General features: G+C 71.4%; 17 protein-coding genes. 8 read left to right on the top strand and 9 right to left on the bottom strand.

The genetic code is table 11. The features are described from left to right. The first annotated feature begins 231 nt into the window (after positions 1 to 231). The 4 genes from CP976_RS38110 (at position 232) to CP976_RS38095 (ending at position 3,718) form a co-directional block, all read left to right on the top strand. On the top strand, positions 232 to 678 hold the full coding sequence (locus tag CP976_RS38110; RefSeq protein ID WP_150484432.1) for a DUF485 domain-containing protein: 447 nt from the start codon (positions 232 to 234) through the stop codon (positions 676 to 678). Further along, positions 672 to 2,267 (top strand): solute symporter family protein, encoded by a 1,596-nt coding sequence (locus CP976_RS38105; protein WP_150484431.1) that lies wholly within the window; start codon positions 672 to 674, stop codon positions 2,265 to 2,267. The genes CP976_RS38110 and CP976_RS38105 overlap by 7 nt, the downstream gene beginning before the upstream one ends. 103 nt (positions 2,268 to 2,370) lie before the next feature. After that, on the top strand, positions 2,371 to 2,541 hold the full coding sequence (gene rpmF, locus CP976_RS38100) for a 50S ribosomal protein L32 (protein ID WP_010043581.1): 171 nt from the start codon (positions 2,371 to 2,373) through the stop codon (positions 2,539 to 2,541). Between the two features lie 4 nt (positions 2,542 to 2,545). After that, positions 2,546 to 3,718: a GTP-binding protein gene (locus tag CP976_RS38095; protein WP_150484430.1), complete on the top strand. Its 1,173-nt coding sequence runs from the start codon at positions 2,546 to 2,548 to the stop codon at positions 3,716 to 3,718. Here CP976_RS38095 and CP976_RS38090 read toward each other — a convergent pair. Beyond that, positions 3,661 to 4,392 carry a nucleotidyltransferase domain-containing protein gene (locus tag CP976_RS38090; RefSeq protein ID WP_150484429.1) on the bottom strand — a complete coding sequence of 244 codons (732 nt, stop codon included), beginning with the start codon at positions 4,390 to 4,392 and terminating at the stop codon, positions 3,661 to 3,663. The genes CP976_RS38095 and CP976_RS38090 overlap by 58 nt on opposite strands. 146 nt (positions 4,393 to 4,538) lie before the next feature. Between CP976_RS38090 and CP976_RS38085 the strand changes: the two genes are divergently transcribed. Then, on the top strand, positions 4,539 to 5,537 hold the full coding sequence (locus tag CP976_RS38085) for an LLM class flavin-dependent oxidoreductase (RefSeq protein WP_150484428.1): 999 nt from the start codon (positions 4,539 to 4,541) through the stop codon (positions 5,535 to 5,537). Between the two features lie 11 nt (positions 5,538 to 5,548). After that, on the top strand, positions 5,549 to 7,906 hold the full coding sequence (locus tag CP976_RS38080; RefSeq protein WP_150484427.1) for an ATP-binding cassette domain-containing protein: 2,358 nt from the start codon (positions 5,549 to 5,551) through the stop codon (positions 7,904 to 7,906). 61 nt (positions 7,907 to 7,967) lie between these two features. Here CP976_RS38080 and CP976_RS38075 read toward each other — a convergent pair whose 3' ends face one another. From CP976_RS38075 to CP976_RS38055, 5 genes are all read right to left on the bottom strand, one after another. Continuing rightward, positions 7,968 to 8,780, bottom strand: coding sequence for a lysophospholipid acyltransferase family protein (locus tag CP976_RS38075; protein WP_150484426.1), 813 nt, complete (start codon positions 8,778 to 8,780; stop codon positions 7,968 to 7,970). After that, positions 8,780 to 9,547 carry a GNAT family N-acetyltransferase gene (locus CP976_RS38070; protein WP_150484425.1) on the bottom strand — a complete coding sequence of 256 codons (768 nt, stop codon included), beginning with the start codon at positions 9,545 to 9,547 and terminating at the stop codon, positions 8,780 to 8,782. Before CP976_RS38070 ends, CP976_RS38075 begins: the two co-directional genes overlap by 1 nt. Positions 9,548 to 9,755: 208 nt before the next feature. Further along, positions 9,756 to 10,505 carry a succinate dehydrogenase/fumarate reductase iron-sulfur subunit gene (locus CP976_RS38065; protein WP_150484424.1) on the bottom strand — a complete coding sequence of 250 codons (750 nt, stop codon included), beginning with the start codon at positions 10,503 to 10,505 and terminating at the stop codon, positions 9,756 to 9,758. Continuing rightward, positions 10,502 to 12,448, bottom strand: a complete 1,947-nt coding sequence (locus CP976_RS38060) for a fumarate reductase/succinate dehydrogenase flavoprotein subunit (RefSeq protein ID WP_150484423.1) — start codon at positions 12,446 to 12,448, stop codon at positions 10,502 to 10,504. The genes CP976_RS38065 and CP976_RS38060 overlap by 4 nt, the downstream gene beginning before the upstream one ends. 1 nt (position 12,449) lies before the next feature. Beyond that, positions 12,450 to 13,118, bottom strand: a complete 669-nt coding sequence (locus CP976_RS38055; RefSeq protein WP_086602799.1) for a succinate dehydrogenase — start codon at positions 13,116 to 13,118, stop codon at positions 12,450 to 12,452. 119 nt (positions 13,119 to 13,237) lie between these two features. Between CP976_RS38055 and CP976_RS38050 the strand changes: the two genes are divergently transcribed. Then, on the top strand, positions 13,238 to 14,122 hold the full coding sequence (locus CP976_RS38050) for a LysR family transcriptional regulator (protein ID WP_150484422.1): 885 nt from the start codon (positions 13,238 to 13,240) through the stop codon (positions 14,120 to 14,122). A gap of 59 nt (positions 14,123 to 14,181) precedes the next feature. Next, a complete protein-coding gene (locus CP976_RS38045) occupies positions 14,182 to 14,502 on the top strand; it encodes a hypothetical protein (protein WP_150484421.1) in 321 nt (106 codons plus the stop codon). A gap of 151 nt (positions 14,503 to 14,653) precedes the next feature. On the opposite strand, the gene CP976_RS38040 is transcribed toward CP976_RS38045, so the two are convergent. From CP976_RS38040 to CP976_RS38030, 3 genes are all read right to left on the bottom strand, one after another. Next, positions 14,654 to 16,798, bottom strand: coding sequence for a putative bifunctional diguanylate cyclase/phosphodiesterase (locus CP976_RS38040; RefSeq protein WP_150484420.1), 2,145 nt, complete (start codon positions 16,796 to 16,798; stop codon positions 14,654 to 14,656). After that, positions 16,795 to 17,607, bottom strand: coding sequence for an SAM-dependent methyltransferase (locus CP976_RS38035; RefSeq protein ID WP_150484419.1), 813 nt, complete (start codon positions 17,605 to 17,607; stop codon positions 16,795 to 16,797). Before CP976_RS38035 ends, CP976_RS38040 begins: the two co-directional genes overlap by 4 nt. 267 nt (positions 17,608 to 17,874) lie before the next feature. Next, entirely contained in the window at positions 17,875 to 18,867 is a 993-nt protein-coding gene (locus CP976_RS38030) for an SCO0930 family lipoprotein (protein ID WP_150484418.1), read from the bottom strand. Positions 18,868 to 19,031 lie beyond the last annotated feature (164 nt).

Raw genomic sequence — 19,031 nt, 5'->3', positions numbered from 1 at the left:
CGCATTCAGCCTCGCCACCACCCGTGGCCGGGGCTGATCGGGGATCTCCACACAGAACCCCGAGGCCGTCCGCGTGAATCCGAACAGCGAGTTTTCGGTTTCACGAGACCCCCACAGAGCCCGCACCCCCACAGTGCGTCCGGCATCCCTCCACCCTGCTCGAAAACCGGACGAGACCACTGACTCGAAGGGGTCGAGTGCGGGGCACGTAGCAGCGAAGAAGGTGCGCCTGTGCCCGAATTTCCACCGCGACGGGATGACACTCCCACATTCCCGCTTCCGCACATCGAACACGCTCCGCCGTCTCGCATATCCGACCATCCCGAATTCCACTCTCTGCGTCGCGCGCAGCGCCGGTTCGGCACCCGGGCGACGATCCTGTCCGTCGGCGGATTCCTGCTGTATGTGCTGTTGTCGAGTTTTGTGCCCGCGGTGATGAACCAGCCGCTGTTCGGCCACCTCACGATCGGACTGAGCCTCGGTCTCGGGCAGTTCGTCATCATGGGTGTGACCGCGTGGTGCTACGTCCGGCACATGCGCACCCGGGTCGATCCGCTCGCCCGCGGCCTGCGGTCCCGGCAGTACGAGAACGAGAACCGCCGCACCCGCCCGTCGGCGCCGCCCCGAGGGGCCGGGCAGCCCGCCCAGCACGGCGCGAAGGGGTTCCGCACGTGGTGACGATCGCCGCCATCGACGACAGCAGTCTCCAGCTGACGTTCGTACTGTTCCTGACCGTGGTCGTGATCACCCTGTTCACGGCACTGCTGACGGCGCCTCAGCGCGACGAGATCAGCGAGTTCTACCTCGGCAACCGCACCATGTCGCCGTTGCGCAACGGCCTCGCCATGTGCGGCGACTACCTGTCCGCCGCCACCCTGCTGGGCAGCACCGGACTGGTCGCCCTGACCGGGTACGACGGACTGATGTATCTCGGCGGCACCACCGTCGCCTGGATGATGGTGCTGCTGCTGATCGCCGAACCCCTGCAACGCACCGGGAAGTTCACCCTGGGCGACACGGTGGCGCTGCGCCTGCCCCGGCAGCAGCGGCCGGTGCGCGTGGCGCTGGCCGTCTGCATCCTGGCCATCACGACCCTCTACCTGGTGGCCCAACTCGTCGGCAGTGTCGCCCTGCTGACACAGTTCACCGGCGCGCCGAGCGCCACCACCCGCACCCTGTGCGTGGCCGTGATCGGTACCTTCGTGATCCTGTACGCCTCCCTCGGGGGCATGCCCGGGGCGACGGTCATCCAGATCATCAAGGCCGTGATGCTGATCGCGGGCGTGCTGTTCACCGCGGGATGGGTGCTGTACCACTTCGACTGGAACCCCAACGCGCTGCTCGAGAGGGCCGCCGACCGCAGCGGAACCGGCTTGACCTTCCTCGAACCCGGGCTGCGCTACGGCGGCACCGTCAGCAACAAGCTGGACTTCCTCAGCCTCGAACTGGCCATCGTCCTCGGCCTCGCCGCCCTGCCGCACGTGCTGATGCGGCTGCTCGCCCCGCGCAGCAGCAGCGTCCTGCGCCGCTCCGTGGTGTGGGCCATCGGCCTGGTCGGCGCGGTCTGCTTCGGGGCCGGCATCCTCGGCCTCGGCGCCACCGCGCTCCTCGGCCGGGACGCCATCGAGAGCACGGACCGCACCGGCAACGCCTCGGTCCTGCTGCTCGCGCACGAGCTGGGCGGCAGCGTCCTCACCGCGCTGCTGACCTGCCTGGCGTATCTGACCCTGCTCGCCGTGGCGGTGGGCCTGACCCTGGCCGCGGCCTCGTCCCTCGCGCACGACCTGTACAGCGAGGTGATCCGCAAGGGCCGGGCGAGCGAGACGGAGGAGCTGACCGTCGCCCGGCTGTCCGGGGCGGTCATCGGCATCCTCGGCATCCTGCTGGCCCTCGTCGCCTGGGGGGCGAACACGGCGACGCTGGCGTTCCTGGCCTTCGCCATCGCCGCCTCCGCGATCCTGCCGACGATCATCTACACCCTCTTCTGGCGCCGCTTCACGGCGAAGGGAGCGCTGCTCAGCCTCTACGGCGGTCTGGCCAGCTCCGTCCTGCTCGCCGTGTTCTCCCCCGTCGTCTCCTCCGCCCCGGCCTCGTTCTACCCCGAGGCCGACTTCGCCTGGTTCCCGCTCCAGAACCCCGGCATCGTCTCCATCCCGCTGGGCTTCCTGCTGGGCTGGCTCGGCACGGTGCTGGACAAGGGCCCGGCGGAGGACGCCACCGCACACGAGGAGTTCGAGGTGCGGATGCTCGTGGGCGCCGGCGACTGACGCACCACCGGGACATCGGTGTCCGGGCACCGGGGACGCGAATTGTTAATGGGTTCCATTTTCATGTAGCGTCCTCGGTGCCTGTCCACCGAGGAGGAGTCCCATGGCTGTCCCGAAGCGGAAGATGTCCCGCAGCAACACCCGCCACCGCCGCGCCCAGTGGAAGGCCGCCACGCCGACGCTGGTCCCGGTCACCGTCGACGGCGTCCGTCACCTCGTACCGCAGAACCTGGTCAAGGCCTACGAGCGCGGGCTGCTGCGCCCCGAGGGCTGACGCCGTGTCGCTGGAACGGCTGCCCGTCACCGTCCTCTCCGGATTCCTGGGGGCGGGCAAGACCACCCTGCTCAACCATGTCCTCGGCAATCGCGAGGGGCTGCGCGTCGCCGTCATCGTCAACGACATGAGCGAGGTCAACATCGACGCGGCCCTGGTGCGCGGCGGCGAGGCCGCCCTGTCGCGGACCGAGGAACGCCTGGTCGAGATGACCAACGGCTGCATCTGCTGCACGCTCCGCGACGACCTCCTGGAAGAGGTGGACCGGCTGGCCCGCGAGGGCCGGTTCGACCATCTCCTCATCGAGTCGTCCGGGATCTCCGAGCCGATGCCCGTCGCGGCCACCTTCGCCTTCGCCCGTGACGACGGCGCCACCCTCGACGACGTGGCCCTGCTGGACACCATGGTCACGGTCGTGGACGCGGCCAACTTCCTCGCCGAGCTGGACAGCGGCGACGACCTCGCCGAGCGGGGTCTCGCCCCCTACGAGGACGACGAGCGCACGGTCAGCGATCTGCTCGTCGACCAGGTGGAGTTCGCCGACGTCCTGGTCCTCAACAAGCTCGACCTGGTCGACGAGGAGACGGCGGCCCGCCTCCGGGCGGCCCTGACCCGGCTGAACCCGGTCGCCCGGCTGGTCCCGGCGACGCACGGCCGGGTGGACCTCCGCCAGGTGCTCGGCACCCGGTTGTTCGACCTGGAACGCGCCCAGCAGGCACCGGGCTGGGTCCGGGAACTCAACGGCGACCACGTGCCCGAGACCGAGGAGTACGGCATCTCCTCCACCGTCTTCCGGTCCGAACTCCCCTTCCATCCCGGGCGGTTGTGGACGTTCGTCACGGAGGAAGCGGACACCGGGACGTACGGGCGGATCCTGCGCTCCAAGGGCTTCTTCACCCTGGCGAGCCGCCCGCGGGTGACGGGCCTGTGGTCACAGGCCGGCTCCGTCGCCCGCTTCGAGCCCTCCGCGGCCCGGGACGGAGACACCCCGTTCGCGCAGGAGCTGGTGTTCATCGGCACCGGGCTGGACGCCCCGGCCCTGCACTCCGCCCTGACCGGCTGCCTGATGGCACCCGGCGAGCCCGTACCGGCGGACGACCCGTTCCCCGCCTGGGACACCTACGGCATCGACGAGGCCTGCGAGCACGAGCACGACGTGGCGGTCTCCGCGGTGTAGAAGAGGCGGCGGACCCGGTGCAGCCACGCCTCGACGGCCGCCTCGCCGGGCCGCTCGGGCAGCACGGTGGACGTCTCGTCGAAGGCGTCCTCGTAGTGCCTGAGCAGGGGCAGCGCGGCCGCCGGGTCGGCGGCGACGCGCTCACCGAAGGCGTGGTACTCATCGGGGTCCTCGACGCGGATCTCCAGTCGGCCGGTTGAGTACAGCGACAGGCCCTGGTGGCACAGCCGCTTCAGGTGCCGGGCGTGCTTCGCGGTGCGCTTGCGGGTGTCCGCCGAGAACGAGCCGTCGCCGCGGTTCTCGAGCCGGCGGAACTGCTGGGTGGCGTAGCCGAGATAGGCGTCCCGGACGCGCTTCGCGCACAGGAACGACGTACGTATGCCGATCAGTTCGTCGCCCAGCGGGGTACGCACCTCGTACAGCTCGTCCGGGAGCCACACCAGTTCCATGGCGGTCGGATTGCCGCCGAGGGCGAGCCGGCACCACTTGGCGGCCTCGTGCAGGGTGCGGTCCGGTGCCGTGGTGACGTGGGACTCCTTCGGCGTGTGGAGCCCGTGCAGAGCCTCGGTGGGCGCGGCGAACACACCGAGGCGGTCGATGTCCGAGCCCTGACGGGCCAGGCCGTACGCGGTCGAGCCGACGATGCCGGACAGCAGGATGTTCGCCACGGCCATGGCCGGTCCCCCCCTCTTCACGCGCTGTACCCGGCGGTGCCGGGCCGTGCCGGTCCATTGTCCTGACGTGCGGGGACGCGGTCACCGGGTTTTCGGCGCGGCGGCACCGGCGGGAATGCCACGATCCGCCGCGCGTTGAACCCGGTGTGAGTTCCTCGATCGCCTCCACCCGTTTCTCCGTCCTCGACCGGTCCCGCACCCGCGAGGGGCACACGCATCCCGAGGCACTGCGCGACACCGTGCGGCTGGCCGGGGAGCTGGAGAGGCTCGGGTACCACAGGCTGTGGGTCTCGGAGCATCACGGGGTGCCCGGGGTCGCCGGTTCCGCACCGACCGTGCTGGCGGCCGCCGTCGCCGCCGCGACGCGGACGATCCGGGTCGGCACCGGCGGGGTGATGCTGCCCAACCACCGGCCGCTGGTCGTGGCCGAGCAGTTCGGGGTGCTGGAGTCGCTGTTCCCCGGGCGGATCGACATGGGTCTGGGACGGTCCGTGGGCTTCACGGACGGGGTGCGCAGGGCCCTGGGCCGTGACAAGGAGGACGCCGAGGACTTCGAGACCCAGCTGCGGGAGCTGCTCGGCTGGTTCCGGGGCACCTCCCCGACGGGAGTGCACGCCCGCCCCGCGGAGGGACTGACCGTGCCGCCGTTCGTCCTGGCCATGGGTGAGGGCGCCGGCATCGCGGCCCGGGCGGGTCTGCCCATGGTCATCGGCGACTTCAGGAACCGGGAGAAGATGCGGCGCGGCATCGATCACTACCGCGAGCACTTCCGCCCCTCGCCCTGGGCGAGCGAACCGTACGTGGTCGTCTCCGGCACGGTCGCGGTGGCCGGGACCCCCGAGGAGGCCCGGCGGCTGCTCGTCCCGGAGGCCTGGGCGATGGCGTACTCCCGCACGCACGGCACCTTCCCGCCCCTGCCGCCCGCCGAGCGCGTCGAGGCGCTCACCATGACCGGCAAGGAACGCGGCTTCTACGAGTCCGGCCTCACGGGCCAGATCGCCGGCACCGAGGAGCAGGTCGCGCACGAGCTGGAGACGGTGCTGAAGGAGACGGGGGCGCAGGAGGTCCTGGTCACCACCAGCACGTACGACCGCGAGGCGCTGCTGGACTCCTACCGGCGGCTGGCCGCGATCACCTCCGGTTAGAGTCGTTGCCCATGCACGACCCCCATGGCCCCCACGACCCTCACGATCCGTACGTCCGTGTCCGCGGTGCCCGCGAGCACAACCTCAAGGGCGTCGACGTCGACATTCCGCGGGACGTGCTGGCCGTGTTCACCGGCGTGTCCGGCTCGGGCAAGTCGTCGCTGGCGTTCGGCACGATCTACGCGGAGGCGCAGCGGCGCTACTTCGAGTCCGTCGCACCGTACGCGCGCCGGCTGATCCACCAGGTGGGCGCGCCCAAGGTCGGGGAGATCCGCGGTCTGCCGCCGGCGGTCTCGCTCCAGCAGCGCCGTGCTGCTCCCACCTCGCGCTCCTCGGTCGGCACCGTCACCAACCTCTCGAACTCGCTGCGCATGCTGTTCTCCCGGGCCGGCACCTATCCGCCCGGTGCCGAGCGCCTCGACTCCGACGCCTTCTCGCCCAACACGGCGGCCGGGGCCTGCCCGGAGTGCCACGGGCTCGGCCGGGTCCACCGTACGAGCGAGGAGTTGCTGGTCCCCGACCCGTCGCTGTCGATCCGCGAGGGCGCGATCGCCGCGTGGCCGGGCGCCTGGCAGGGCAAGAACCTGCGGGACGTCCTCGACGCCCTCGGGTACGACGTGGACCGGCCGTGGCGGGAGCTGCCCGCCGACGAGCGTGAGTGGATCCTGTTCACGGACGAGCAGCCGGTGGTCACCGTGCACCCCGTGCGGGACGCGGACCGGATCCAGCGGCCGTACCAGGGCACGTACATGAGCGCCCGGCGGTACGTGATGAAGACGTTCTCGGACTCCAAGAGCCCGGCGCTGCGGGCGAAGGCCGAGCGGTTCCTCACCAGCACGCCCTGCCCGGCGTGCGGTGGCAGCCGGCTGCGGCCCGAGGCGCTCGCGGTGACGTTCGGCGGCCGGACCATCGCCGAGCTGGCGGCGTTGCCGCTGGTGGAGCTGGCCGCCGGTCTCGACGCGACGTCGGAGACCGCCCGGGTCCTCACCGACGACCTCACGTCCCGTATCGCGCCGATCGTCGAACTCGGCCTCGGCTACCTCAGCCTCGACCGGTCCACCCCCACTCTCTCCGCGGGCGAACTGCAACGCCTGCGCCTCGCCACGCAGCTGCGCTCCGGCCTGTTCGGTGTCGTCTACGTCCTCGACGAGCCGTCGGCGGGGCTGCACCCGGCGGACACCGAGGCGCTGCTCGTCGTGCTGGAGCGGCTGAAGGCGGCCGGGAACTCGGTGTTCGTGGTGGAGCACCACCTCGATGTGGTCCGCGGGGCCGACTGGCTGGTCGACGTAGGTCCGTACGCGGGCGAGCACGGCGGGCGGGTGCTGCACAGCGGCCCGGTGGCCGGGCTGGCGGCCGTCGAGGAGTCGGCGACGGCCCGCCACCTCTTCGACGACTCCCCCGCCCCCGCACGCGAGGTGCGCGAACCGAGCGGGTGGCTGAAGACCGGGCCGGTCACCCGGCACAACCTGCGCGAAGTGACCGCCGAGTTCCCGCTCGGGGCGTTCACCGCGGTCACCGGGGTGTCCGGCTCCGGCAAGTCCTCGCTCATCGGGGAGATCACGCAGGACACGGCCGGAGTGGGCCGCCTGGTCTCGGTCGATCAGAAGCCGATCGGACGTACCCCGCGCTCGAACCTCGCCACCTACACCGGCCTCTTCGACGTCGTACGCAAGGTGTTCGCGGCGACCGACGGGGCACGCGCGCGGGGCTTCGGCGTCGGCCGGTTCTCCTTCAATGTGGCGGGCGGGCGCTGCGAGACCTGCCAGGGTGAGGGGTTCGTCAGCGTGGAGCTGCTGTTCCTGCCGAGCACGTACGCGCCCTGCCCGGACTGCGGCGGGGCCCGGTACAACCCTCGGACGCTGGAGGTGACGTACCGGGGGCGGAACATCGCGCAGGTGCTGGACCTGACGGTGGAGAGCGCGGCGGAGTTCTTCGCGGACACCCCGGCCGTCGCCCGCAGCCTCGGCACGCTGCTCGACGTGGGCCTGGGCTACCTCCGCCTCGGCCAGCCCGCGACCGAGCTCTCCGGTGGCGAGGCCCAGCGCATCAAGCTGGCGAGCGAACTCCAGCGTGGCCGGCGCGGCCACACGCTCTACCTCCTCGACGAGCCCACGACCGGCCTCCACCCGGCCGACGTGGACGTCCTGATGCGCCAGTTGCACGGCCTCGTCGACGCCGGGCACACGGTGATCGTCGTCGAGCACGACATGTCCGTCGTCGCGGGCGCGGACTGGGTCATCGACCTCGGCCCGGGCGGCGGCGACGCGGGCGGCCGGATCGTGGCAGCGGGACCGCCGGCGGAGGTGGCACGGTCCGGGCAGAGCAGGACGGCGCCGTATCTCGCCCGCACGCTGTCCGGGGCCGGCTGAGGCCGGTCGGGGAACGAACCAGCCCCACGCGGCGGCCCAAGGGGAACAACCTCGGCACGCCCTACGCCACCAGCACCGTGTGCGTCCACGCCGGCGCCGCCGTCTCCTGGGGTTGGGCGGCATGGGCCAGGGAGCGGCGGTCGGAGTGGGTGCCCGGGGCGATGGGGGCGCGAATCTCGACCTCCGCGACCAGGCCGCGGGCCGTCGCCACCCGCCACAGGGAGGCGAGCAGGGTGTCGTCGCCGACGAACGCGGGGGCGGTGGTGGTGGTTCCGCCGGTGAGCCGGTAGCGGATCCGGACCGGCTGGACCGGCACCCCGGCGTCGAGGGCGGCCTGGAAGACGGCCCGGCGGAAGGTGCCCTGGGCCCGGCCGCACCAGGTGCTGCCCTCGGGGAAGGCCGCGACGGCGGCGCCCTCGCTCAAGGCCCGGGCGATACGGGCGACTGTGTCCGGGAGGGTCCGCAGCCGGTCCCGGTCGATGAACAGGGCGCCGCGGGCGGTCAGCGGCCCGGCGACGGGCCACCGCCGTACCTCGCTCTTGGCCAGCATCCGCGCGGGGCGTACGGCGGCGAGCAGCGGCACGTCCAGCCAGGAGATGTGGTTGGCGACCAGCAGCAGTCCGCCGGTGGGGGCGGCGGCGCCGGTGATGCGGACCCGGACCCCTGCGGCCCGCACGATCCACCGGCACCACCGCCGGATCAGGGACGCCGGTATCCGAGCGCCGAGCGGCGACAGCAGGATCCCCGCGAGCAGCAGCAGGACGACCCCGGTGAGCCGCAGCAGGGCACGCGGCACGGCACGCGCCGTCGCCCCCGCCGGCGCCTCGACACAGGCCCGCGGTGTGCAGGGCGCGGTGGGCAGCCAGGCACTCATCAGGCGGGGACGAGGGACAGGAAGTGCCGCAGGTAGCGCGCGTTGATCCGGCTCATCGGCAGCAGCACGTACAGGTCGGCGACGCCGAAGTCCGGGTCGTGGGCCGGTTCGCCGCACACCCAGGCACCGAGGCGCAGGTAGCCGCGCAGCAGGGCGGGCAGTTCGACGCGGGCGGCGGGCGCCGGGCCCGGGACCCACGGCAGCAGCGGCCGCACGCGGTACTCCTGCGGAGACAGGTGCTTGGCGCTCACCCGGTCCCAGGTGGCGGAGGCCAGGGCTCCGCCGTCGGCGAGCGGGACGGAGCAGCAGCCGGCGAGCCACTCGTGGCCCCGTTCGACCATGTAGCGGGCGATACCGGCCCAGATGAGGCTGATGACCGCGCCGTCGCGGTGGTCGGGGTGCACGCAGGAGCGGCCGACCTCGACGAGCTCCGGCCGGATCCCGGCGAGGGAGCTCAGGTCGAACTCGCTCTCGGAGTACAGGCGTCCGGCGACCGCCGCGCGCTCCGGCGGCAGCAGCCGGTAGGTGCCGACGACTTGGCCGGTCGTCTCCTCACGGACGAGCAGGTGGTCGCAGTACGCGTCGAACGGGTCGACGTCCAGCCCCGGTTGCGGGCCGGCCAGCAGGGCGCCCAGCTCCCCGGCGAAGACGTCGTGCCGCAGCCGCTGCGCGGCACGCACGTCCTCCTCGGTCCGGGCGAGGGCGACGGTGTAGCGGGTGGGGGCCGTGGGCTGCGCGGGGCGGTCGACGGTCAGTACGCCGGTCATGGCTCTCTCCTGGTCACGGGCCGGGGGCGGCGAGCGGTGCCGCCGTCACTGTTGTGCCCATGCCGCCTGACCTTCGCGTGACCAGTGCCGGGAGCGTGGATGCCGGGATGTTGAATGCCTGGGGCCCGGAAAGGCGAGACGGGGCCGGTGAGCACCGACCGGCCCCGCCCGTCCGCACCAGACGGCGAACGCTTCTACCTGCCCGGACCTACCGCTTGCTCACCTTCCGCGTGGCCCGCAGCCACTCCTTGTTCATGCCGGTGATGGACATGAGCGGAATGCCCTTGGGGCACGCCGTGGCGCACTCTCCCGTGAGAGTGCATCCGCCGAAGCCCTCCTCGTCCATCTGCGCCACCATGTCCAGCACCCGCGTCTCACGCTCGGGCGCGCCCTGCGGCAGCACGTTCAGGTGGTTGACCTTGGCGGACGTGAACAGCATCGCCGCCCCGTTCGGGCACGCGGCGACACACGCACCGCATCCGATGCACTCGGCGTGTTCGAAGGCGAAGTCGGCGTCCGGCTTCGGCACCGGCGTGGCATGTGCCTCGGGAGCCGCACCGGTCGGCGCGGTGATGTACCCGCCGGCCTGGATGATCCGGTCGAACGCCGAACGGTCGACGACCAGGTCCTTGATCACCGGGAACGCGGACGCCCTCCACGGCTCGATGTCGATCGTGTCGCCGTCCTCGAAGGACCTCATGTGCAGCTGGCAGGTGGTCGTCCGCTCGGGCCCGTGCGCGTCGCCGTTGATCACGAGCGAGCACGCGCCGCAGATGCCCTCGCGGCAGTCGTGGTCGAAGGCGACAGGGTCCTCGCCCTTGAGGATGAGCTCCTCGTTGAGGGTGTCGAGCATCTCCAGGAAGGACATGTCGGACGAGATGCCGTCCACCTCGTACGTGGACATGGTGCCTTCGGCGTCGGCGTTCTTCTGCCGCCAGACGCGCAGGGTGAGCTTCATGCGTAGCTCCGCTGGGTGGGGTGGACGTACTCGAAGACCAGGTCTTCCTTGTGCAGGGCCGGAGCCTCGCCGGTGCCCGTGAACTCCCAGGCGGCCGCGTACGCGAACTCCTCGTCCTTCCGGTCGGCCTCGCCGTCGGGCGTCTGGGACTCCTCGCGGAAGTGGCCGCCGCAGGACTCGCGGCGGTGCAGCGCGTCGAGACACATCAGCTCGGCCAGCTCCAGGTAGTCGACGACGCGGTTGGCCTTCTCCAGCGACTGGTTGAACTCCTCGCCGGTGCCGGGGACCTTGACGCGCCGCCAGAACTCCTCACGGATCTGCGGGATGCGCTCCAGCGCCTTGCGCAGCCCCGAGTCGGTGCGGGCCATGCCGCAGAACTCCCACATGAGCTCGCCGACCTCGCGGTGGAAGGAGTCGGGCGTGCGGTCGCCGTCGACGGACAGCAGCAGGTTGAGCCGGTCCTCGGTCTCGGCCAGCACTTCCTGGACGACCGGGTGACCGGCGTCGACCCGGTCCCCCAGCGGGTTGCGGGCGAGGTAGTCGTTGATGGTCGCCGGGAGCACGAAGTAGCCGTCGGCCAGTCCCTGCATCAGCGCGGAGGCGCCGAGCCGGTTGGCCCCGTGGTCGGAGAAGTTGGCCTCGCCGATCGCGAACAGGCCGGGGACGGTGGTCTGGAGGTCGTAGTCGACCCACAGGCCGCCCATCGTGTAGTGCACGGCGGGGTAGATCCGCATGGGCACCCGGTACGGATCCTCGTCGGTGATCCGCTGGTACATGTCGAAGAGGTTGCCGTACTTGGCCTCGACGGCCCCCCGGCCCATGCGCTCGATGGCGTCGGCGAAGTCGAGGTAGACACCCTGCCCGCCGGGGCCGACGCCCCGCCCCTCGTCGCAGACGTTCTTCGCGGCGCGGGAGGCGATGTCACGCGGCACCAGGTTGCCGAAGGACGGGTAGATGCGCTCCAGATAGTAGTCGCGCTCGTCCTCGGGGATCTCGTTCGGCGGGCGGTCGTCGCCCTTGGCCTTCGGCACCCAGATGCGGCCGTCGTTGCGCAGCGACTCGCTCATCAGCGTCAGCTTCGACTGGTGGTCGCCGGTGCGCGGGATGCAGGTGGGGTGGATCTGCGTGAAGCAGGGGTTGGCGAAGTAGGCGCCGCGCCGGTGCGCCCGCCAGATCGCGGTCGCGTTGGAGTTCATGGCGTTCGTCGACAGGTAGAAGACGTTGCCGTAGCCGCCGCTGGCGAGGACGACCGCGTCCGCGAAGTAGGTGTCGATCCTGCCGGTGACGAGGTCCCGGGCCACGATCCCGCGCGCCCGCCCGTCGACGACGATCAGGTCGAGCATCTCCGTACGCGGGTGCATCTCGATGTTCCCCGCGGCGATCTGCCGGCTGAGGGCCTGGTAGGCGCCGAGCAGCAGTTGCTGTCCCGTCTGGCCGCGGGCGTAGAAGGTCCGCGACACCTGGACGCCGCCGAAGGAACGGGTGTCCAGCAGGCCGCCGTACTCGCGGGCGAACGGCACGCCCTGCGCCACGCACTGGTCGATGATCTCGACGGAGATCTGCGCGAGCCGGTGGACGTTGGACTCGCGGGCCCGGAAGTCACCGCCCTTGACGGTGTCGTAGAACAGCCGGTGGATCGAGTCGCCGTCGTTGCGGTAGTTCTTCGCGGCGTTGATGCCGCCCTGCGCGGCGATGGAGTGGGCGCGGCGCGGGGAGTCCTGGTAGCAGAACTGGACGACGTGGTAGCCCTGTTCGGCGAGGGTGGCCCCGGCGGAGCCGCCGGCCAGGCCGGTGCCGACGACGATGACGGTGTGCTTGCGCCGGTTGGCGGGGTTGACCAGCTTGGCCTCGAAGCGGCGCTTGTCCCAGCGTTCGTTGATGGGGCCCTTCGGGGCCTTGGTGTCGGTGACCGGCTCGCCGGTCGCGTAGTCGGTGTAGGTCATGTCAGCTCACCACTCCGGTCATGACGCCCACGGGTACGGCGATGAACCCGGCCGTGAGCAGCAGCGCGAGGACGTCGGCGACGGTCTTCAGGGCCCGGTCGCGGGTGCGGCTGCCGGCGCCGAGGGTCTGGGCGGCGCTCCAGAAGCCGTGCCGCACGTGCAGGCCGAGCGCGAGCATCGCGACGATGTAGATGACGTTGCCGTACCAGGTGGAGAAGGTGTCCACGACGTTCTGGTACGGGTGTCCGGGCCGGAAGCCGGGGTGCACGGTGCCGGTCGTCAGGTCCAGGATGTGCCAGACGATGAACAGCCCGAGGATGACCCCGCCCCACCGCATGGTCCGCGTCGCGTAGCTCGCGCGCGGCCTCTTGTGCACGTACTTGCTGGGCCGCGCCCTGATGTCGCGGCGGCTGAGCTGGTACGCGGACACGGCGTGGGCCACGACGGCGGCCACCAGCACGATCCGGACCAGCCAGAGCGTCCACTCGTAGTGCATGAACGGCTCGCCGACGGTGCGCAGCCAGTGGGCGTAGTGGTCGAACTCGCCGGCGCCGAAGAAGATCTTCAGGTTCCCGATCATGTGGACGACCAGGTACAGCAGCATGATCAGCCCGCTGACCGCCATCACGGTCTTCTTGCCGAGGGTGGAGTCCCACACGGTGCGTGCCATGGACGGCCGTCGGCCCGTCCGCGTTGCCAGTGCCATGGCACAGCACGCTACGGACGCGCAGCCGATCGGTCCAAGACATGGTCCAGCTTGATTCCATAGGCCGGGGCTATCGTGGGAGTATGCAGTTCCAGCAGCTCCAGTACTTCGTGGCCGTCGCCGAGACCCGGCACTTCACCCGGGCCGCCGATCTGGTCCATGTCGCGCAGCCGTCGCTGTCGCAGCAGATCAAGGCGCTGGAGCGGGAGCTGGGCGCGGATCTGTTCCTGCGGGCCCGGGGCAACATCTCGCTCACGGACGCCGGGGAGGCCCTCCTCCCCCTGGCCCGGCGCATCCTGGCGGACGCGGACACGGCCCGGCACGAGGTGCTGGAGCTCGTGCAGCTACGCCGGGGACGGGTGCGGCTCGGTGCCACGCCCAGCCTGTGCACGGGCCTGCTGCCGGACGTGCTGCGGGCCTTCCACGACCGCTACCCGGGCATCCAGCTCCTGATCGAGGAGGGCGGTTCGCACGACCTGGTGCGGGAGCTGGCACGCGGCGCGCTGGATCTCGCCCTGGTGGTGCTGCCCCTGCCGACGCCGTCCCCGGCGCTGACCACGGTGGAACTGCTGCGTGAGGATCTCGTCGTGGTCTCCTCCCCCGACGCGCCGAAGCCCGGCCGGGGGCGGCGTACCGTGCGCGTCGCCGACCTGGAGGGCGAGCGCCTTGTGATGTTCCGGCACGGCTATGACCTGCGGGAACTGACCGTGGCGGCGTGCCGCGCCGAGGGGTTCGAGCCGGATTTCGCGGTGGAGGGCGGGGAGATGGACGCGGTGCTGGGGTTCGTGCGGGCGGGGTTGGGGATGGCCGTCGTGCCGCGCATGGTGGCCGCGCGGTCCGGGCGCGGCCTGCGGGTCACGCCGCTGGCCCGGCCCGGCCTGCACCGCACGATCGCCCTCGCACACCGCAGCGATGTGGCTCCGCCACGGGCCGCGAGGGAGTTGCAGCGGATGCTGCTGAAGCGGTGAGCCCCCTGCAGGGACGGATATTCGCCGCACCCTGAAACCTTCGTGCGTACGCTCGGCCTGTGTGCGGTGAGCAGGACGCCAGGTATCGGGACGACACGAAGGTGCTGGCGGCGATCGGGACCCACGTCGCGACGCAGACCGACCGGGTCACGGTACGGCTGCCGAGGGCACTGGCCGAGGCTGCGGTGGCCGCGTGGGAGCGCGAGGAGAACGACGCGCCGGGTGAGGAGACGCCCGAGCGGTACGCGCTGCGTGACGGTGCCGCCGATCTGGCGCTCATCGGTCTCGCGATCACGGAACACGGCCGCTGGGAGGGCGAGGAGGTCGCCGTCGACCTGGACCTCGCCTCCGCGGGAGCGGCCGTCCGAGCCGCGCAGTGACCGGCCGGCCCCACTCGGCCGCGTCACCCGGTGGCGGCCGCGGTCCCCGCCGGGCGTGCGGCCGCGGCGGCCCGTGTCCGCTCCAGCGAGGTCCGGGCCTGTACGCGCAACGTGGCCAGGTCGAAGCGGACCGCCTCGCCCGGGGCCCCCGTCAGCCCGTCGCGTCCGCCAGTGCCAGTTCGTGCAGCCTCTCCGGCGGGCCCGGGCGGGCGTAGTACCAGCCCTGGGCGGTGTCACAGCCCAGGATGCGGAGTTGTTCGGCCTGGGCCCCTGTCTCGACGCCCTCCACGGTGACCGCCAGGTCCAGGCTGTGGGCCAGGGAGACGATCCCCTCGACGATCTTGAGGTCGACGGGGTCGGCCGGGAACTGCTGCATGCTCTGGGTGAAGGAGCGGTCCAGCTTGAGGACGCTGACCGGCAGGCGGCGCAGGTTGGCGAGGTTGGAGTAGCCGGTGCCGAAGTCGTCCAGGGCGATGTCGACGCCCATCTCCGCCAGGCGGCGCAGCGGCTTCAGCAGGTCGTCGTCCGCGCCGATCAGCGCCGACTCCGTGACCTCCAGGCAGAGCGCGTCCGGTTCGACGCCCGCGCGTTCCAGGATGTCGACGGTGTCCTGGACCAGGCCGGGATGGGTGAGCTGGCAGGGCGAGAGGTTGACGTTGATCCGCAGCGGGCCCACGGCCTCCGCACCACCGTGCAGTTCCCGCCACTCACGGGCCTGCCGCACCGACTGCTCCAGGACCCAGCGGCCCAACGGCACGATCAGCCCGGTGTGTTCGGCGAGCGGAATGAAACGGTCCGGGCCGAGCACCCCGTGCTGCGGGTGCAGCCAGCGCACCAGGGCCTCCGCACCGCGCACACTGCCGTCGCCGAGATGGACCAGCGGCTGGTACTCGATGAAGAACTCGCCCCGTTCCAGGGCCGTCGGCAGCGCCGTGGTCAGCCCGTGCCGGGTGATGGCGCGGGCGTCCGCCTCCGGGTCGGCCAGTTCGAAGCGGTTGCCGCCCGCCGACTTGGCCCGGTACATGGTGATGTCGGCGCTGCGCAGCACCTCCGCCGGGCTGCGCTCCCCGGCCGGGCCCTCGACGATGCCGATGCTGCCGCGCACGGTCAGCTCCCGGCCGTCGACGCTGATCGGCGCGAGCAGGGCGTTCATGATGCGCGTGGCGAGCTCGTCGACCTCGCGCTGGGTGTCGGGGCCCGTGGTCAGGGCCACGAACTCGTCGCCGCCGAGCCGGGCGACCATCTCGCCGGGCGCGGTGGCGCAGGACTGGAGCCGGTCGGCGACCTCCACCAGCAGCCGGTCGCCGGCCGCGTGGCCGAGGCTGTCGTTGATGGTCTTGAAGCCGTCCAGGTCCAGGTAGCAGAGGCCGAACCGCTGGCCCTTCCCGGCGCCCAGTGCCTTCTCCAGGCGCTCGAAGAAGAAGGTGCGGTTCGGCAGGCCGGTCAGCGCGTCGTGCGTGGCCTCGTAACGCAGCCTCAGATTGAGCAGCCGCCGCTCGGTGGTGTCCTCCATGAGCGCGAGCTGGTACTGCGGACTGCCGTCGGCGTCCCGCAGCAGGGAGACCGTCAGGTTGGTCCACAGGACCGTTCCGTCAGGGCGGTAGAACGCCTTCTCCAGGTGGTAGTGCTCACGCTCGCCGCGCACGAGTTCGTCGTAGAGCCGCCAGGTCTGCGGCGCGTCGTCGGGATGGGTCCACTCCATGACGTTGCGGCCGCGTATCGTCTGCTCGGAGACCCCGAACATGCGCAGCAGCGCGCCGTTGACCTGGAGGATGTTGCCGTCGAGGTCGGCCATGCCGATGCCTATGGCCGCGCCCTCGAAGACGGCGCGGAAGCGGGCCTCGGTGGCGTGCAGGGCCTGTGCCACCACGCCCTGCGCCTGGAGGGCGGCCTGGGCGATGGCCTCCTGCTCGGCCAGCGTCCGCTCGCGCAGCGCCTGCGCGAAGCCGGCGGCCATCGCGTGCTGGAGGCGGGCGGAACGCGCCCGCAGGCCTTCCTGGTCGCCGTCACCACCGCAGTACAGGACGAGGTACGCGTCCACGCAGTCCAGCGTGCGGCTGAGCGCCTCCGGGTCGGTGCAGTGCGCGTCCACGAGGGCGGCGCCCACCGCCCTGCCCGCGTCGGCATCGAAGGCCCGGGCCAGCAGTGCCTCGCTCAACCGCCGAGCCAGCGGCAGCAGTTGCTCCTCGAACTCCGGCCGGGTCGACGACGTCGAGGTCACCGGGAAGACGGCCCGGCTCCAGATCGTCGCGAACCGGCGGAGTCTGTCCTCCGGCCCGTCCGGTTCCGCGCTCACGCCGTACGCCCCACGCCCGCGAAGCCGGAGAACGCATACGGATCCTCGTCCTCCGGTGCGGTGTCGGGCCGCCAGCGCGGCATCGCCACCAGTCCGGGTTCCACCATGTCGTACCCCTTGAAGAACCGCGCGATCTCCTCGCGCGAGCGCATGATCAGCGGGCTGCGGATGTCCTGGTACACGTTCACCGCGCCTCCGGCCCGCTCCGGCGGCAGCGGGATCCCCTCGTACGAGGCATGGGTGAGCACGAGCAGGCTGCCGGGCGCGAGCGCCTCGCGCAGCTCGGCCACCGCCCCGTACGGGTCGTCCTCGTCTTCCACGAAGTGCAGTATGGCAACGAGGAGCAGCGCCACTGGCTGATTCAGGTCGATCAGCCGCTCCACCTCGGGGCTGCGCAGGATCTCCTGGGGCTTGCGGAGGTCCGCGGCCACGATGTCCGCGTCGTCGTTGCCCTGGAGGACCGCCTGGCTGTGCGCCACGGCCACCGGGTCGTGGTCGACGTACACCACGCGCGCTCCGGGGCGGGCGGCCTGGGCCACCTCGTGCACATTGCCGAAGGTGGGGATGCCGGAGCCGATGTCCAGGAACTGGCTGATGCCCTGGTCGGCCGCGTAGCGCACGGCGCGGCGCATGAACGCCCGGTTCGCCTGCATGATCTTGGGGAGCCCCGGCATGAACTCCATGGCCCTGCGGGCCGCTTCCCGGTCGACCTCGAAGTTGTGCGATCCGCCCAGGTAGTAGTCGTACATCCGGGAGACGCTGGGCACCGATATGTCGATGCTCCGTGGGGCCCAGGCGGGACGCTCCATCTATCTCTCCAAGGCGTAGGCGATCCGGTGTTCGAGCAGAGGCTACTGATCGCCCGCCAATGGAGCGACCCGAAACGGAAATTGACCATCCGTTCCCGGTCACTGCCTGCGGCACGTGCCGAATTGATACCCGCACGCACACCCTTCGAACATATGACGAACAGTGTTCGAGCACGTCAAAACGGTCCGCCCCTCCGTGAGTCACGGAGGGGCGGACCGGGTCGGCTCCGTCGGGTGGACGAGAGGATCAACCCTGGGGAGGTTTCTCTACTTCTCCGAAGCGCCGACCAGCTTCCCGTCGGGCCGCACGGCGTACCAGGTGCCGCCGACGCCCTGGCCGTTGGTGTCGCCGGGAGCCTTGTCACCGGCGAAGGTGTAGATCGGCGAGCAGTTGATCGTCTGCTGCTTGCCCTTGCCGTCGGTCCGGTCGAAGATCATGTACCCCTTCTCCTGGATGCCCTTGGTGTCGGCGAAGTCGACGGGCTCCACGAGCGGCCACTTCTCCAGGCACTCGCCGGTGCAGTTGGAGACGGGCTTGGGCCAGGCCTCGTCCTTCTTGAAGCGGTAGACGGTCATGCCGTTCTTGTCGACGACGATCTCGCCGAGCTTGGGGTCGTTGCGGGTGGACAGCCCGGGCTGCGCCCCGGCCTCCTCACCGCCTGCCTCCTCGCCGCCGGCGGCCCCGCCGCCCTGCGCCTTCTTGCCGTCGGGGGCCAGCGCGTACCACTTGCCGCCCACGCCCTGGCCCTTGACGTCACCGGCGTTGACGTCCTTGGCGTAGCGGTAGGCCGGCCAGCCGCCGACGGTCAGCTGCTTGGTGCCGTCGGCCCGGGTGACCGAGCCGAGCAGCGACTTGTCGATGCCCTCGCCGGCCTCGGCGTCGTCCGCGGGCACCGGCGGCCAGGTCTTGGCGCAGTCGCCGTCGCAGTTCGACTTGGGCGGCTGCTCGCTGTCCTGGTCGAACCTGTACAGAGTGAGGCCCAGGCTGTCGGTCACCACCTTGCCGACCTCCTCGGCGGTGGCGACGGACAGCTTGCCCGCGGGGTTTGACGGGCTGGAGGGGCTCGGCGAGGCCTGCTGGGCGCCCGCGGTGCCGCCCACTCCGTTCCCGGTGCCGATGCTTCCGTAGTCGCCGGGCGCCGCCGTGGCTCCCACGTTCTGGCTGGCCGCCGGTGGGCTGTCCTGACCGCACGCCGTCGTCAGCGCCAGGACCGCCGCGGCGCTCGCCACGAGTGAGGCGCTCCGCCAGGAGGTCTTCATCGTCAACTCCCCATAATCCCAAGGGTGTTGCAGCGCCCTGCTGCGCCGCCGCACGGTCATGAGTACGCACCGGAGCCGTGTTTGTGTTCAACGACCGGCCAAATTTCTTTCCGGAACCTGTGACGGCCACCGCTCGCCACCGCACAGAGGTACGCGTCGCACGC

Source organism: Streptomyces coeruleorubidus (assembly GCF_008705135.1).
Lineage (GTDB): Bacteria > Actinomycetota > Actinomycetes > Streptomycetales > Streptomycetaceae > Streptomyces > Streptomyces coeruleofuscus.
Note: the sequence above shows the minus strand (reverse complement) of the source record. Positions and strands in the feature narration are given on the sequence as shown.